The organism is Halorientalis litorea, from assembly GCF_023028225.1.
Classification (GTDB): domain Archaea; phylum Halobacteriota; class Halobacteria; order Halobacteriales; family Haloarculaceae; genus Halorientalis; species Halorientalis litorea.
Genome location: NZ_CP095482.1, coordinates 592,196 through 606,614 on the forward strand (window position 1 = coordinate 592,196; position 14,419 = coordinate 606,614).

Annotated in this window: 15 protein-coding genes and 1 tRNA gene; 7 read left to right on the forward strand and 9 right to left on the reverse strand. The window is 67.1% G+C overall.

Annotated elements, in window-relative coordinates; genetic code table 11:
• The 3 genes from MUG95_RS03285 to MUG95_RS03295 are packed head-to-tail and all read left to right on the forward strand — an operon-like array spanning position 1 to position 1,436.
• Positions 1-792 (forward strand): cytochrome b family protein, encoded by a 792-nt coding sequence (locus tag MUG95_RS03285; protein WP_247009649.1) that lies wholly within the window; start codon positions 1-3, stop codon positions 790-792.
• 10 nt (positions 793-802) lie between these two features.
• Positions 803-1,177 carry a DUF7315 family membrane protein gene (locus MUG95_RS03290; RefSeq protein ID WP_443984537.1) on the forward strand — a complete coding sequence of 125 codons (375 nt, stop codon included), beginning with the start codon at positions 803-805 and terminating at the stop codon, positions 1,175-1,177.
• Positions 1,170-1,436 carry a DUF7314 family protein gene (locus MUG95_RS03295; protein WP_247009650.1) on the forward strand — a complete coding sequence of 89 codons (267 nt, stop codon included), beginning with the start codon at positions 1,170-1,172 and terminating at the stop codon, positions 1,434-1,436. Before MUG95_RS03290 ends, MUG95_RS03295 begins: the two co-directional genes overlap by 8 nt.
• A gap of 340 nt (positions 1,437-1,776) precedes the next feature.
• Here MUG95_RS03295 and MUG95_RS03300 read toward each other — a convergent pair whose 3' ends face one another.
• From MUG95_RS03300 to MUG95_RS03310, 3 genes are read right to left on the reverse strand one after another with little or no spacing between them, the layout of a single operon-like run.
• Positions 1,777-2,214: a DUF7313 family protein gene (locus tag MUG95_RS03300; RefSeq protein WP_247009651.1), complete on the reverse strand. Its 438-nt coding sequence runs from the start codon at positions 2,212-2,214 to the stop codon at positions 1,777-1,779.
• A 51-nt stretch (positions 2,215-2,265) separates the two neighbouring features.
• The gene (locus MUG95_RS03305) at positions 2,266-3,012 is read right to left on the reverse strand and encodes an NAD(+)/NADH kinase (RefSeq protein ID WP_247009652.1); all 747 of its coding nucleotides are present in this window, start codon (positions 3,010-3,012) and stop codon (positions 2,266-2,268) included.
• Between the two features lie 46 nt (positions 3,013-3,058).
• Positions 3,059-4,360: a M28 family peptidase gene (locus tag MUG95_RS03310; RefSeq protein WP_247009653.1), complete on the reverse strand. Its 1,302-nt coding sequence runs from the start codon at positions 4,358-4,360 to the stop codon at positions 3,059-3,061.
• Between the two features lie 82 nt (positions 4,361-4,442).
• Here MUG95_RS03310 and MUG95_RS03315 point away from each other — a divergent pair, with 82 nt between their 5' ends.
• Positions 4,443-5,543, forward strand: coding sequence for a polyprenyl synthetase family protein (locus MUG95_RS03315; RefSeq protein WP_247009654.1), 1,101 nt, complete (start codon positions 4,443-4,445; stop codon positions 5,541-5,543).
• Between the two features lies 1 nt (position 5,544).
• On the opposite strand, the gene MUG95_RS03320 is transcribed toward MUG95_RS03315, so the two are convergent.
• Together MUG95_RS03320 and MUG95_RS03325 are read right to left on the reverse strand one after the other, a co-directional pair.
• Positions 5,545-5,844, reverse strand: a complete 300-nt coding sequence (locus MUG95_RS03320) for a DUF7410 domain-containing protein (protein WP_247009655.1) — start codon at positions 5,842-5,844, stop codon at positions 5,545-5,547.
• Positions 5,845-5,846: 2 nt separating this feature from the next.
• Entirely contained in the window at positions 5,847-7,241 is a 1,395-nt protein-coding gene (locus MUG95_RS03325; protein ID WP_247009656.1) for a hypothetical protein, read from the reverse strand.
• A gap of 95 nt (positions 7,242-7,336) precedes the next feature.
• Between MUG95_RS03325 and MUG95_RS03330 the strand changes: the two genes are divergently transcribed.
• Together MUG95_RS03330 and MUG95_RS03335 are read left to right on the forward strand one after the other, a co-directional pair.
• Positions 7,337-8,206 (forward strand): cytochrome c oxidase subunit 3, encoded by an 870-nt coding sequence (locus MUG95_RS03330; RefSeq protein WP_247009657.1) that lies wholly within the window; start codon positions 7,337-7,339, stop codon positions 8,204-8,206.
• A 148-nt stretch (positions 8,207-8,354) separates the two neighbouring features.
• A complete protein-coding gene (locus MUG95_RS03335; protein WP_247009658.1) occupies positions 8,355-9,548 on the forward strand; it encodes a PAS domain-containing response regulator in 1,194 nt (397 codons plus the stop codon).
• Position 9,549: 1 nt separating this feature from the next.
• On the opposite strand, the gene MUG95_RS03340 is transcribed toward MUG95_RS03335, so the two are convergent.
• From MUG95_RS03340 to MUG95_RS03350, 3 genes are all read right to left on the reverse strand, one after another.
• A complete protein-coding gene (locus MUG95_RS03340) occupies positions 9,550-11,094 on the reverse strand; it encodes a hybrid sensor histidine kinase/response regulator (protein WP_247009659.1) in 1,545 nt (514 codons plus the stop codon).
• 197 nt (positions 11,095-11,291) lie between these two features.
• Positions 11,292-11,366 (reverse strand) — tRNA-Thr (locus MUG95_RS03345).
• 156 nt (positions 11,367-11,522) lie between these two features.
• Complete coding sequence (locus MUG95_RS03350) at positions 11,523-12,554, reverse strand: class I SAM-dependent methyltransferase (protein WP_247009660.1); 1,032 nt, start codon at positions 12,552-12,554, stop codon at positions 11,523-11,525.
• Between the two features lie 75 nt (positions 12,555-12,629).
• On the opposite strand from MUG95_RS03350, the gene dph5 reads away from it, so the two are divergent.
• Positions 12,630-13,397, forward strand: a complete 768-nt coding sequence (gene dph5, locus MUG95_RS03355; protein ID WP_247009661.1) for a diphthine synthase — start codon at positions 12,630-12,632, stop codon at positions 13,395-13,397.
• Here the strand turns inward: dph5 and artA are convergent.
• The gene (gene artA / locus MUG95_RS03360) at positions 13,394-14,365 is read right to left on the reverse strand and encodes an archaeosortase A (protein ID WP_247009662.1); all 972 of its coding nucleotides are present in this window, start codon (positions 14,363-14,365) and stop codon (positions 13,394-13,396) included. The genes dph5 and artA overlap by 4 nt on opposite strands.
• Positions 14,366-14,419: the final 54 nt, after the last annotated feature.

The following is a 14,419-nucleotide window of genomic DNA, read 5'->3' on the forward strand; positions in this document are numbered from 1 at the left end:
ATGACAGCAAACGATACGAACACCGACTCGGAGAAGGTGACTGACGGTGGCGAAGAGGTCGCCACCGACGGCACCGGCATCGTCCCGCCGGACGACGAGACGCCGACGTGGCGCGAGCGCAAGGAGCGCACGCAGGGTCTCTCCCGGTTGACCTACGAGTACTTCGAGCGTGCACGCCGTGAGGACCAAGACCTGCGCCAAGAGTCCAGTTACGTCGAGCGCGACGTGTTGGGCTTCCCGGCGTGGCCCCACGAGATGATTCGGAATCTCGCGCTGACGAGTTTCTTCGTCGGCATGATACTGTTCCTCTCGGCGACGCTCCCGCCGGAGATGCTACCACCGGCCGACGCATCGAACACGCCCGCGGTCATCCTGCCGGACTGGTACCTCTACTGGTCGTTCGGCCTGTTGAAACTCGGGCCACTCAACCCCGACCTGAGCCTGCTCGGCGGGCAGAAGCTGATGGCCGACCGGACCTACGGTGTGCTGGCGAACCTCGTTATTGTCGGTGCCATCACCATCGTCCCGTTCGTGAACAAAGGTGCGGCGCGGCGGCCGGTCGAACAGCCCTTCTGGGCGGCAGTGGGCGTGTTCGGCGTCGTCTTCGCGGCGACGATTTCCGCGCTCTCCATCAAGAACCTCGTCCCGATGGACTCGCACCTGCTGTTCGACCTGACGTTCCTGCTCCCGTTCGTGGCAGGGTTCATCACGTACGCCGTGCTCAAGTCGATGCGCGAGGGGTACATGTTCACCCTCAACCGTCGGTACTACCGGCTCCGCCCACCGAAATAGCGGGGCCGCGATGAGTTCTCAGGATTCGTCGTCGCAGTCGACAGCCAACGGGGAGCCACGCGTCCCCGACGACGTTGCCGACGACACCGCGGCGTCGGACGGTGATGGGTCCCGCGATGTCGAAGTCCCGATGAGAGTGTACAAGGCCGTCACGGTATTCACGACGCTCTTTTCGGTCTTCGCGGTCGTTGGCGGCTTCATTCTCCTCGACTCGGCGACCAACAGGGCGACTGCGTCGCTCTCGGAAATCAACGCCCCACTCGCGCTCGTCGGCATCGGCCTCATCGTCGCCGGAGCGGCGGCCTACGCGTTCTCGACACGGTTCCGTGCGGCGGGAATGGGAAAGTCTAAAGACGACACCGACGAACCTTCGGATAATGGCTGACGAATTCGCCAAAGGTCTCGGCATCCTGACTGTGGCAGGGCTGGGCTGGATGGTGCTGTCTGGTTGGTACACCACCGCCAGTTTCGAGGAGGGACAGCTCATCGCGGCACCACCCGAGAACCCTGACTTCTACGGGCAGCTCGCCCTGTTCCTCAGGGAGGCACTGTTCTGGTTCGCCATCCTCGGCGCGCTGACGTTTTGGGTCGTCATCCCGGCGGTCCAACAGGCGCGCGAGACGTGGGCCGAGCGCAGTAGCTAACTGACGGACGCGGTCTTTTCCCGAAACGCTTCTCACCCGGACAGCGGCCGCCATCGCGTGGCGGCGTGTGGCAGGTGGGCTACTGTCGTTGCTCTTGCCGCGGAGCATACTGTCAGCGTGTGCCCGACCGACTGCATGTGTGGCACGTCTCTCGACGCGTTAGCCTGCGCGCTGTCGTGGTCGCTTCCGCAAGTAGGGCCAGCCATCACGTCCGTGCGCCACACCGATGTCGGAAGCGGGCGGTCACTGGCGGCGGACACGCCTCGGAGATGCGAGACTGGTCGACTCGTAGCGGTGCGCGAAAAGGTGTGGTATCGGTCGTCCGTGACCGACGGGGCAGTCAGACGATGGCCGACCAGACGGGTTCGATGACGAAGAACAGGGTCTGGTAGGCCGCGTACAGGAACACGAGGCCGGACGCGGCGATACCGGCTTTCGGGCGTTCGAGGCTGATGCCCCGGCGGGCTTCGACCTTACGGGCCTCGAACTCGAAGAAGTCGCTGACGAAGGCACCGAGGACGAGCGTCGACATCACGATGCCACCGTGGGGGTGCAGCGTGGTGTAGTAGAACGCCGCCGCCGCGAGGGCGACGTTGGCCGCCTCGTGGGGAATGAACCGAGAGACGGCGTCGGCACCGTCTGCGGCCTGCGAGACGTGTTTCCGGTGTGCGATGGCACGCGTTCCGATGTTCACCACTGCGAGGACGAGGATGACCCACTCTATGTACGGACCGACTAAGGTGTCGAGCGGGCCGAAAAGCGTCACCGATGGTTCCATACGCGAACGTGGACACCAGATACATTAGAGTTTTTCCAATCCCGGCCGGCGTCACTCCTGCTCGAACGGTGGCGCGCTCTCCGGCAGGACGACGACCCGGAGCGTGTCGGCGACGGAGATGCCGACCGGGTCCCCGGGTGGGACGGGACCGACGACCCGGTCGTCGGCGAGCAGTTCGACCGGAGCCTCGTCGCGTTCGACGGTCAGGGAGACGCCGTCGGTCGGTAGCACCCACGAGTCGGCCTCGGTGGCGAACGGGCCGACGGGTGCGACGGCGACGACGCCGGTATCGGGGGCGACGACCGGCGCGTCGACTGCTCTGGCGTACCCGTGACTCCCGACGGGCGTCGAGACGACGACGCCGTCGGCGCGAAATCGTGACACGAGGTCCGTCCCGGTCGTGACGGCGTACTCCGAGATGCGGGCAGGTTCCTCCGTGAGGAGAGCTATGTCCGCGAGTGCGTGCGCACGCGGCGTATCGTCCACCGTGATGCCGAGTATCGGCACGGTCACCGTCGCTCCCTCGCCCGTGACGAGACGCTCGATTGCACGCAGGGCGTCGTCCGTCGCGACCGAGCGAACGCCCGGCCCGGCGTCGACGGGGAGGACAGGGACGGACGGCGGGGCGTCGGTCAGCGAGAGGAGGGCGTGCTCACCGACTGCGACGACGGCGTCGAGGTCGGCGGGGTAGTCGGTCCCCCGTGTGGCGTGTACCTCACCGTCCGCGGCCACGATTGCGTCGGTGACCGTGGCCGACTCCCCGACGACGCCGACGACCGGACGGGCCTCCTCGTTCATCGTGTAGGGCAGTTAGTCCGGGCAGGCAAAAGGATGGGGTTCCCGCTCAGAACGGCCAGTCGCCGGTGATACGCATCCCCTCGGCGAGCCCTTGGGCTTCGAGTGCCTTGGCGACGGTGTCGGTGTCGGCGTGTGAGACGGTACGGTCCGCGTCGGCGAGTTCGACGACGAGGTCGGTCACGAGAATCGCCCCCTCACGCAGGTCGCGGGAGTCGAGTTTGTCGAGCGTGTCCGCATAGGTGTGTCCCCACCCGCGGCCGCGGTCTTCGGTGTCGCTGAGGACGTAGCAGGCGGGGACGCCGCGCTTGACGTACGACCAGTGGTCGCTGTGGGGTCCCATCCGCGGGTCGAGTTCGATGGGATGGTCGAACCGGTCCCGGACCGTCTCGACCGCGTCTGCGAGCGGTTGGAAGCCGTGTGTCTGTGCCCGCAGCGTCCGACCGCGGACGACACCGTCGAGGTTGCAGGCGACGCGCACGTCGTCGGTATCGGTCCGCGCGGCGTGGTGTTCGGACCCGCGGAGGCCGACCTCCTCGCCCCCGAACGCGATGGCGTGGACCCGCGTGTCGAGGTCGGATTCTCGCGCGGCGAGTGCCCCCATCACTTCGACCAGCATCGCCGTCCCGGCACCGTTGTCCATCGCGCCCTCGCTGATGTCGTGGGCGTCGACGTGACTCGTCAGGAGGACTTCCTCGTCGGTGTCGGGGCCGAGTGCTGCGTGGACGTTGCGACTCGTCGCGTCGTGGATGTCCGCCTCGACGCCGACGGTGACGGGTTCGCCCTCGAACCGACGTGCGACGCGGCAGCCGACCTCCTTGCTGACGCCGACGGCCGGGATGGGGCCGATTTCGTCGTCGTTCCACCCGACGCTCCCGGTGGGCGGGAGACAGCCCTCGACGTGGTTCCGGAAGACGAACGCGACGGCATCGGCCTCGACGGCGTGGTGGTACTTCTCCCGGCGGTGGATGACGCGGTCGTACCACTCGGGCACGTCGCTGGCGGCCATCACGACGGCCCCCTCACAGTCGGCCTCCTCGAAATCCTCGGGGCGGCCGTAGCCCGCGTCGACGAACCGGCCCGTCGCCGTGTCCGCGGGGCTTCGCGGGAGCGCGATGCAGTCCTCTTCGGTGCCGTCGGCCACGAGACGGCTCTCGCCGCGGGTCCACCCTTGGAGCGGGAACTCCGTGATTCGGGCGTCGCGCGCGCCCGCCTCGGTCAAGGCGTCGCGTGTCAACTCCGCCGCTCGGCGTTCGCCGTCGGTCCCGGCCATCCGGGTGCCCACGTCGACGAGGGACTCCAGATGCGACCAGCCACGCTGGCTGGTGAAGACATCGCCTATCCAGTCCATACCCCTCGGTGCGGCGATGAGAGCCTAAGGCTTTCGCCGGGGGAACTGAAGGCTTTTGGGCCGGGCCGGTGATTGGCGGGGTATGCGGGACGTACTCGCCGAGTGGCGGCCGGTGGTCGACGATGCCATCGCCGAGTTGTTGCCCCGAGCGGTCGACGAGGCGTACCTCGACGACCTGTTCGGGCCGCCAGCCTATCAGTACGACGCGACTGCAGTGCAGTCGGCACTCGCCGACCCCATCTGGGAACTGCTGGACCGTGGCGGAAAACGCTGGCGTGCCGTGGTCTTCCTCCTCCTCGTCGAGGGGTTCGGCGAGGACCCACACGACTACCTGCCGTACGCCTGCATCCCCGAAATCCTCCACAACGGGACCATCATCGTCGACGACGTGGAGGACGGGGCGACGATGCGTCGCGGCGACCCGGCACTCCATCTGGGCCACGGGACCGACATCGCGCTGAACGCGGGCAACGCGATGTACTTCCTGCCGCTGAAGGTTCTCTCGCGCAACCCCGCTGACCTCGACGACGGGACGCGTCTCGACGCCTACGAGATGCTCACGCACGAACTCAACCGCACGCACCTCGGGCAGGGGATGGACATCCAGTGGCACAACGAGAAGGAAATCAGGGTCGGCGAACCGGAGTATCTGGAGATGTGTGCCTGCAAGACGGGATGCCTCGGGCGCATCGTCGCCCGCCTCGCGGCCATCGTCACCGGACAGTCCGATGCGGTGGAGGCGGCCGTAGCCGACTACGCCCAGTCGATGTCCGTCGCCTTCCAAATCGGCGACGACATCCTCGACGTGGAACACACGCTCGACCAAGCCGAGAGCGTGGCGACGGCCGCGGAGGGTGGGTTCGACGACGACTTCGGCAAGGAGTTCGGCAACGACATCCGCGAAGGCAAGAAGACGCTGATGGCTATCCACGCCGCCGAACACGCCCCGCCCGAGGACGCGGCCCGCCTCGAAGAGATACTCTGGGCCGAGGACAACAGCGACGAGGAGGTCCTCGAGGCCATCGAAATCCTCCAAGCGACGGGAAGCATCGAGTACGCCCGTGAACGGGCACTCTCGCTCGCGGCGAACGCCCGCGACCACCTCGACGGCGTGCCACTGGAGGGAGAGGCGGCCGAGAACCTCCGGGAGTTTACCCGGTTCGTCGTCGAACGCGAGGCGTGACTCACGCGACGACGGCGTAGGTCATCAGCAGGCCGAAGTACAGCAGAACCAACACGCCGAGTGCCAACAGTCGGAACCGCCTGATTTCCTCCTGTTCGGCGTCGTAGGCCGTCTCGAACGCCTCCCGTTCGTCGGCCGAGAGGTCGCCGGGGTGGTCGAGTCCACGGTGGAGTGCGAGCAGTTCGTCGTCGGCGAACGGCGCGCCACAGTGGCGACAGCGGACGGCGTCGTCGTCTGCCGGAACCGCGAAGTCGCCGTTGGCGTCGGGCGCGTCGTCTGCGGTGGGTGTCGTGTGTGTCATTGTCAGAGGAACGGTGGCGTGACTGTCGGTTGCGTGATTATCCAGAGGCTCGCGACGGTGTAACAGACCATCACCCCGGCGAGCGGGTACTGGCTACGGACGGCCTGTAACCGTCCGGGGAACACGTCGTAGGCCGTCGCGTGTGCGACCCAGATGGCGAGCAGGTGGCCGAGCAGGACTAACGCCATCGAGACACCGCCGAACCACCCGGGCACCTGCAGGACCTGTACCGTCGCCGGGGCGGCCAGCGGCGCGGTGACCGCCGAGAGGAGCGCGGGCGACAGCGAGAGGAAGTAATCGAGGTAGTGCGCGAGGTGATACCCGGCCGCGATGGGGAGCAGGGACGGGGCAAAGCGGACGGCGAGCGATTCGGACGTGCGGTAGGTGTCCGCCGTCCGCCGACTCAGGCGGACGGCGATGCGGAACACGGACAGAAAGAGTGCGTAGCCGACGAGGAGCGTGGCCGGGTAGAGGACCCACGCTGGGACGCCGACGCCGACGAGTACGGTGGCGATGTCCGTCCACGCGGGCGTAGAGACGAACCCGTCGTACGTCGTCACCCACAGCAACGCGACGACGAAGGCCACCTCGTCGAACCCGTCGACCAGTCGGGACTCCGTGAGTGCGGTGCCCGGGAGTCGAACCGAGAGCCTGTCGCCGGCACCGTCCCACGACAGGGGTGCGACGCGGCCGTAGTAGCGGAACACGCGCGCCACGGGGTCGACCGACCCGAACCACCGGTCGGGGCCGACGGCCACCACACCGGCGAGCGTGACGACGCTGTACCCGGCGACGACGGTAGCGAGCAAGCGAGGGTCGTCGGCCAGTGGACTCACGACTTCGAGCCAGATGAGGACGAGCAACCCGGCGACGCTCGGCCACGCGCCGAGTCGTGTGGGGTAGGTCCCGTTCAGCGACGGCAGGCGGCACGAGAGCGTCCGCCACGGGTTGAGGAGGGGCCACGCGTTGCCGACGAGGTACGTCGTCACGGTGAACCCGGCCCACCAGCCGACCCAGACGAGCAGAATCGCGAGGTTCCCCAAGGCGTCCGGTGGACCGAGATAGCCGACGACGAGGATGGCACCCAATCCGAGGACACCGACGAGTTGGACCAGCGCGGCGGCGACGCGGCGGAGGGGTACGTCCGTCGTCGCTCGCCAGCCGTGAATCCGGGCGATGAACGCGCGGTCGGTGACGAAACTGGCGAGGAGGAACGACCCGCCGACGGCACCGCCGCCGGTCAGCAGGAACAGCCACGTCGGCACCGCGAGCGACTCACGGGCGGAGGCACCGAGACTCCCGCCGTGTGCGGCCACCGGGGTGGCCAACAGGGCACTCCCGAGTGTGAGGGCGACCAGCGTCGCAATCGTCCGGCGCGGGGACGGCGTCTCTGCCATCGGGGGTGGCTACGGCCGTCCGGGCCGAGTACCTTCCGAAAGGCGGCGACGAGTTGGGCAGGTTTTTGGTAGTCCACCCGTTACCCCCCGATACAATGGGCGTCGCAGACGACACGACAGACGACCACGGTGGCCACGGGGACCATCATCTCCCCGCGGTAGAGGACTGGCCCCGCGGGTTCGGAGAGGCGAGTTGGTGGCCGTTCGTCACGGCCATCGCGGCGGCCGGCTTCTACGTCGGTGCCGGACTCTTCGTCCTCGGGCGAGGCGAGAACGCCATCGTCGGGCCGATGGTCGGCCCCGGCGTGTTCGTGGCCAGTACCGTCCTCTTCCTCATCGGCCTGTACGGCTGGGTCTACCACGCGTTCGTGGTCAACTTCTGGGAGCACGGCACGGAGGGACACGGCGGCTCGACCCTCAAACTGGCGATGTTACTGTTCCTCGGAACGGAAGTCGCCACGTTCGGGGCTGGCTTCGTCTACTACTTCTTCGTCCGGTCGGGGACGTGGCCACCCACGGGTGCGGAACTCCCGCCCCTCGTGAGTTCGCTCGTCCTCGTCAACACTGCCATCCTCGTGGTGAGCAGTTTCACGCTCCACTACGCACACGTCGCGCTCCTCAACGAGAACCGCAAGCGGTTCATCCGCCTGCTCGGCGTGACGCTGTTGCTCGGCGTGATATTCATCGGCGGACAGGTGCTCGAATACTACGAGTTCCTCGTCCACGAGGGCTTCACGCTCACCGAGGGCGTCTTCGGGAGCGCGTTCTACGGGCTGACAGGCCTCCACGGCCTCCACGTCTCGATGGGTGCCGTCCTCATCGGCATCGTGTTCGCCCGTGCCCTGCTCGGCCAGTACTCGGCTGACCGGCACACCTCGGTCAGCACCGCCTCGATGTACTGGCACTTCGTCGACGCCGTCTGGATTTTCCTCGTCGTCGTCCTCTACGTCGGCGCGGCCTTCTGACGGCCACCGACCCGTTTCCGAACCGCGATAAACAGAGCCTACCTACCGGCAGGTGAGCGACGTGTCCGCGGCGGCGGGCGGCCGTCGCGTCGCCGTCGTATCGATTCCTTGCTAAAACTTATCAGGAGACGTGTTCTGATTGGCACCAATGGAGGACGCCGGCGGTACGCCGCATCGAGTCGGATTCGTCGGTGCCGATTCGGATGTCGCAGAGTGGGTCCGCGCTGGCTTCGAGCGAGCGACGGAGCCAGTCGACTTCGTCATCGAAGAGTCAGTCTCCGACGCGGTGGAACACGTCGAAACCGCCCAACACACGCCCGACCCGCGGCTACGGACACCCATGGGGGAGTCCGACCCGCCGTTCGACGGATTCGTCGTCACCGACGACGGGGACTGGGACCCCACGGACGTCACCCGCCGCATCAGGAACCGGGACGGAACGCTCCCAGTCGTCTTGTTCCTCGACGACGGAAGCGAGGACATCGCCGGGCGGGCCGTCGCGGCCGACGCGAGCGGCTACGTGACGAGGGCGTGTGAGGAGCCGACTGGAACGCTCGTCGCACGGGTTCTGGACTGTGCCGCGACGGCCAGACGGGAGCGAGCGACTCGCAAAGAGCGCGCGCTCTCGGCGCGTCTCGTCGAGAAGAACCCCGAAGTCGTGACCGTCGTGCGTCCCGGTGCCGACCTCGCCTTCGGGAACGGCCGCGTCGACGAGGTGTTGGGGTTCGACCCCGCCGAGGTCGACGGTCGGTTGCCCTACGAGCGGATTCACGAGGACGACTGGCAGGACCTCCGGGAGGAGTTCTACGACGCCGTCATCGACCCCGACTACATCCCGACCGTCGAGTTCCGCGTTCGGGACGACGACGGCGGCTGGCGCGCCGTCGAAGCGCGCGGCCGGAACCTCCTCTCGGACCCCGTCGTCCGCGGGTTCGTCGTCATCATCAGGGACGTGAGCGAGCGACGGGAACGGGAACGAGAGCACGAACTGTACCGGCAGGTCGTCGAGAACGTCGGCAACGCGATGTACGTCCTCGACCCCGAGGGGTACTTCGAGTGGGTCAACGACGCGTTCGTCAGACAGACCGGCTACGAACGGGAGTTCGTGGAAGGGACACACGTCTCCGCGTTCATCGGGGAAGACGACTACCGGACGGCAACCGAACTGGTCTCGGAACTCCGTGAAGAAGGCGCGAACGACTGGCGACGGTTCGGGTTCGTCGCCGAGAACGTCGAAGGCGACATCCGCCGGGTGGTCGCCAGAGTCTCGATTCTCAGCGGGGCTGACGACGAGTTCCGCGGCATCGTCGGCGTCCTCCGCGACGTGACCGGCGAGTCCTGACTCAGGCCGCCGGTGGCGTGTCGCCGCCGACGCCCGTCACCTCGACGCGGGTCCCGCCCGCGTCGCTCTCGACGATGTCCAGCCGCCAGCCGTGCCCCTCGACGATGCGACGGACCAAGGCGAGGCCGAGGCCGGTCGCCTCCCTGTCCGTCGTCTCCCCGTACTCGACGAGTTGGTCGGCACGGTCCGGGTCCATCCCCGGACCGTCGTCGGCGACGTAGAACCCCCCGTCGAGGTCCCCCAGCGTTATTTCGACCGGCCCGTCGCTGTGCTGGACTGCGTTCTCGAACAGTTCGACGAGGACTTGCTCTAAGCGTTCGCGGTCCGCCGGGACCGTCGCCTCCGTCGCCACCGACAGCGTTGCGTCCGCGGTGTCGACTTCTTCCCACGCGAACTCGGCCATCTCGGCGAGGGCGACCTCTTGGGTGTCCGGGACCGTGTGCCCCTTCCGTGCGAGGTCGACGAGGTCGACGATGAGGTCCTCCATCTGGTCCGTCGCGCGTTCGAGCGCGTCGAAGTGCGTCTCGTCGCCGGTTTCACGAGCCAGTTGGATGCGGCCGGTCACCACGTTCAGCGGGTTTCGCAGGTCGTGTGAGACGGCACCGACCAGTTCCTCCAGTCGTTCGTGCTGTCTGCCCAGTTCCCGCTCGTACGCCGCCCGGTCGGACACGTCCCGGAGCGTGCAGGCGAGCGCGACGATCCGCCCCTCGGTGTCGGTCAGGCGCGTGCAGTGCAACTCGACGCGCCGCGTCGTGCCGTCGGCCGTTTCGAGCGCGCAATCGAGCGTGTCCTGTCCCGAGTTCGCCGCCGCCGAGAGCGTCGCCGCGACGGCCTCGCGGTCCTCTGGGGCGAACAGCACTGGCGGCTCGATATCGGCGAGTTCGGCCCCACTCCGTCCCGTCAGTTCGGGGACCGCCGTGTTCCAGTACGCAGTCGTCCGGTCGCTGTCGAGGACGAGTACCCCATCCGGGAGTGCGTCGAGGACACCGGTCAGGACCGCAGCAGCGTTCCCACCGGCGATACGCGAGAGACTGCGGTCCGCCGTGGGGTCCGTCGGCTCCGTCGGCCGGCCGCCGTCGTCGGACGGCGCGCTCCCGGGACCGCCGTCGGTCCGGTAGACCGGCGTGCCGCCGTCAGTCGCCACGTCGTCTGCACTGGCCACCGCGTCGACGATTTCGGCCGCGAGTTCACCGTACTGCTCGGTACCCGACCCCTTCTGGAGATACGCCGTGTAGACGGTATCGAGCATCTCCCCGTCGACCTGCTCCTCGTCCCGTCCGGTGAACAGAACGATGGGGACCCCCGGCGCGGCGTCGTGAATGGCCTCGGCGAACGCCGGTGGCTCCATGTCGGGCAACTGGTAGTCGCTCACCACGCAGTGAAACTCGCCCGCTTCGAGTTGGTCGAGTGCCTCCTCCCCCGTCACCGCCCCCTCCATCGCAAGCCGGTCGTCCTCGCGTTCGAGGAACGTCGCCGCCAACTCCACGATTTCGGGGTCGTCGTCCACGTGTAACACCCGAATCGGGTCGACTCCGACTTCGCTCATGGCACCCCCTTGGCATAGTACACGGTTAAGCGTTGAGGGCAGTTACCACGGCTGAAATCCACACGCTCGGTGCCGGCGGCGAAAGGGCCGTTTCGGAAGCCACGGCTGGCACACGAGTATCGTGATACCGACGGGACACCAGCCGGCCCACTGACCGAGCGGGTCGCTGTCTGGTCAGTCGTTCGTCCGAGAGAAAGAGCCGGTGGAGGGATTTGAACCCTCGGCCTAATCCTTACGAAGGATTCGCTCTAGCCAGTCTGAGCTACACCGGCACACTCACGCTGTTCGTGTGCCCAGCCCTGCGTCGCTCTACTCCGCACGACACCGGCACACTCACGCTGTTCGTCTACCGAGCCGCCGCGCGTGTCCGCGTGTGCAGATAACCGTTCGTCCCATAACCGCAATAAGGATTGTGAATCGCGTCCGGTTCAGGTCCGTGACAGTCGAACGTCCAGCACCACGTTCAGTTCGTGTGGCGCGTACGAGCGGACGGTGTGGCGGGTGTCGACGGTCACTGCGTACTCTGGTTCGGCCGCCGCGCGGATGGCACGCTCGCCCGGGCCGTAGGGGTCGTCCTCGTGCTGGATGTCGTAGTAGTGCAGGACACACTCCTCGCTCGCGAGCTCGACCGCCGTGTCGAGGAACTCCTCGGCACTGTGGGGGAGGTTCATCACGAGACGGTCAGCCCAGTCGCGATAGTCCGTCCCGTCGCCGTCGATTCCATCAGGGTCGGTCACCGTTCGAACGTCGCCGTGGATAGCGGTCACCCGGTCAGCGACGCCGTTCCGGCGGGCGTTCTCCCGGAGGTACTCGATTGCGGTGTCGTTCAAGTCCACGCCGACGGCCGTCGCGCCGCGTTTGGCGAACGGGACGACGAACGGACCGACACCGGCGAACATGTCGAGTGTCCGCTCGCCCGCGCGCACTTGCTCGGCGACGCGGTGGCGCTCCGTGGCGAGCCGCGGCGAGAAGTAGACTGCCGCCAAATCGAGCGCGTACTCACAGCCGTACTCCCGGTGAACCGTCTCGGTCGGTGCGCGGTCGGTCCCGTCCTCGGCGACGGCCAGCACCTCCCAGTCTCGTACTCGGAGGTCGCCCTTGACTTTCGAGGCGCGGTTGATGACGGCGCGTGCGGGGATGGCCGACTCCATCACGGCCGCCGCGAGAGCCTGTGCACGCTCGGGGTCGTCCTCGTCGACGACCACGACGTCCCCGATGCGTTCGTAGGAGGGCGTGAAGTCGACGATATCGGCCGGCGTCGTCTGTGTCTCCCGGGTCGGCACGTCGCGGTGTACCACCTCGTAGTCGTCGGGAACTGCGGTGGCGTCGGTGACGGGGATGTAGAGCCAGCCGTCCTCGACGACGATTTCGCGCGTCTCGGTCACGAGGTCCGCCTCGGCGAGGGTGCTGCGCACTGCTTCGCCGTCCTCGCGAGGAACGCGGACACACGGGACTGCCATAGCGGTGGTCGGTCAGCGCGTGCGGTAAGCCTGACGGTCCGGGCGGTTTAACCGCACCGCCGACCGACTGGCCGTATGCTCACTTTCGTCGGTCTGGGGCTGTACGACGAACGCTCCGTCACGGTGGCCGGACAGGAGGCACTGCGGGCCGCCGACCGCGTGTTCGCGGAGTTCTACACCAGTAAACTCGCGGGGACCTCGGTCGACGCCCTCGAATCGCATCATGGGGTCGACATCGAGGTCCGCGACCGCGACGGTATCGAGAGAAACCCCGGTCCGATTCTCGACGCCGCCGAGTCCGGCGACGCCGTCTTTCTCACCGCCGGCGATACGATGATTTCGACGACACACGTCGACCTCCGCATGCGTGCCCACGACCGGGGCATCGAGACGCGGGTGGTCCACGGAACGACCGCACAGACCGCCGCGAGTTCGCTCACCGGCCTCCAGAACTACCGATTCGGGAAGGCGACGACGCTCCCGTTCGAGCGCGCCCACGGCGGCGAGGGCGTCCCCGACAGCGTCGTGGCGACGATACGGGACAACCGGAGCCGTGACCTCCACACCCTCGTCTACCTCGACATCAAAGCCGCTGACGACGACTACATGACCGCCGACACCGCCGCGGCGATGCTCGCCGAGGAGTTCCCGAACACGCTCGCCGTCGCCGTCTGTCAGGCCGGAAGCCCGGACCCGACCGTCCGCGCGGAGACGCTCTCGACGCTCGCAACCGAGTTGTTCGGCCCGCCGCTCCACTTGCTCGTCGTGCCCGGGAGTCTCCACGTCCTCGAACGCGAGGCACTCGTGGAACTCGCGGAGGCACCGGCCGACCGCCTCGCCTAACCGTCGCCCTCGCCGTCGGCACGGACCTGTTCGGCCCCGAGCGCACGCTCTAAGTCGTACTCCGTCCCCGTCAGCATGAACAGCAAGTCCTCGACCACTACCAGCACCTCCGGGAGTTCCCGGACGACGAGCCACGTGATACCTACGAGGGCGACGACCGACAGCCCCTGTGCGAGGATGCGGTCGGCGATGAAGTACGAGACCATGTACGGGTCGTCCGTGGCGAACACGGTCATTACTGCGTTCGGGAAGAGGTCCATGTACTGGTAGCCGAAGGAGATGCCGATAAACACGTTTCGGACGATGTTCAGGGCGTAGATAATCGGTATCGAGACGGCAAAGGCACGGAGCTTCCGGCCGAGCGGTGCGTCGACGGCGGTGACCAGCCCGGCGAAAATCGCCATGCTCCCGATACCCGTACACGCGGTGACGATAGTGTACGTTATCGCGTGGTTCGGTTCGGGATAGAACTTGAAGGTCGCTCGGAACGGGTCGTACTTCTCCGGCGAGACGGTCGCGCTGTTGACGACCGCCGGCTCGAAGCCGAGCAGCGACATCACGACTTCGGTCTGTCGAGTCACCATCTCGATGACGAACTGGCGGAGGACCACTATCGTCTCGAACGGGAGGTACACCAAGCCCATCACGGCGACGGCCCGCGAGAGGACGAACAGCGTGTCCCGGCCCCTCGTGAGTAAGTAGCCGGCGTACAGTGCCGCCGGGACGGCGACGAGCGTCCCGATGCCCTCGACGATACTCTTCTGGACGAACGCGAAGTGGTAGATGAGCGTGAACCAGAAGACGGCGAACAGCACCCATCCGGCGACGGTTATCCGTCGTGCCCACGAGCGGTCGACGTCGTACCACTCAAGCAGGGACCCGACGGTGAAGGTGCCGAGGACGAGCCACGCGAGCGGGTCCGAAAAGCGCGTGAGCCACGCGAGTACACCGAGGACGGTCTCCAGCATCTGTCAGGTGGTATGCGAATGAGCAGTATATGCTTTGTCGTTACTGTCGGCACT

What these genes read in the sequence shown, in the direction of transcription:
- MUG95_RS03285 (WP_247009649.1), top strand. Translation starts at nt 1, where the DNA reads ATGACAGCAAACGATACGAACACCGACTCGGAGAAGGTGACTGACGGT.
- MUG95_RS03290 (WP_443984537.1), top strand. Translation starts at nt 803, where the DNA reads ATGAGTTCTCAGGATTCGTCGTCGCAGTCGACAGCCAACGGGGAGCCA.
- MUG95_RS03295 (WP_247009650.1), top strand. Translation starts at nt 1,170, where the DNA reads ATGGCTGACGAATTCGCCAAAGGTCTCGGCATCCTGACTGTGGCAGGG.
- MUG95_RS03300 (WP_247009651.1), bottom strand. Translation starts at nt 2,214, where the DNA reads ATGGAACCATCGGTGACGCTTTTCGGCCCGCTCGACACCTTAGTCGGT.
- MUG95_RS03305 (WP_247009652.1), bottom strand. Translation starts at nt 3,012, where the DNA reads ATGAACGAGGAGGCCCGTCCGGTCGTCGGCGTCGTCGGGGAGTCGGCC.
- MUG95_RS03310 (WP_247009653.1), bottom strand. Translation starts at nt 4,360, where the DNA reads ATGGACTGGATAGGCGATGTCTTCACCAGCCAGCGTGGCTGGTCGCAT.
- MUG95_RS03315 (WP_247009654.1), top strand. Translation starts at nt 4,443, where the DNA reads ATGCGGGACGTACTCGCCGAGTGGCGGCCGGTGGTCGACGATGCCATC.
- MUG95_RS03320 (WP_247009655.1), bottom strand. Translation starts at nt 5,844, where the DNA reads ATGACACACACGACACCCACCGCAGACGACGCGCCCGACGCCAACGGC.
- MUG95_RS03325 (WP_247009656.1), bottom strand. Translation starts at nt 7,241, where the DNA reads ATGGCAGAGACGCCGTCCCCGCGCCGGACGATTGCGACGCTGGTCGCC.
- MUG95_RS03330 (WP_247009657.1), top strand. Translation starts at nt 7,337, where the DNA reads ATGGGCGTCGCAGACGACACGACAGACGACCACGGTGGCCACGGGGAC.
- MUG95_RS03335 (WP_247009658.1), top strand. Translation starts at nt 8,355, where the DNA reads ATGGAGGACGCCGGCGGTACGCCGCATCGAGTCGGATTCGTCGGTGCC.
- MUG95_RS03340 (WP_247009659.1), bottom strand. Translation starts at nt 11,094, where the DNA reads ATGAGCGAAGTCGGAGTCGACCCGATTCGGGTGTTACACGTGGACGAC.
- MUG95_RS03350 (WP_247009660.1), bottom strand. Translation starts at nt 12,554, where the DNA reads ATGGCAGTCCCGTGTGTCCGCGTTCCTCGCGAGGACGGCGAAGCAGTG.
- dph5 (WP_247009661.1), top strand. Translation starts at nt 12,630, where the DNA reads ATGCTCACTTTCGTCGGTCTGGGGCTGTACGACGAACGCTCCGTCACG.
- artA (WP_247009662.1), bottom strand. Translation starts at nt 14,365, where the DNA reads ATGCTGGAGACCGTCCTCGGTGTACTCGCGTGGCTCACGCGCTTTTCG.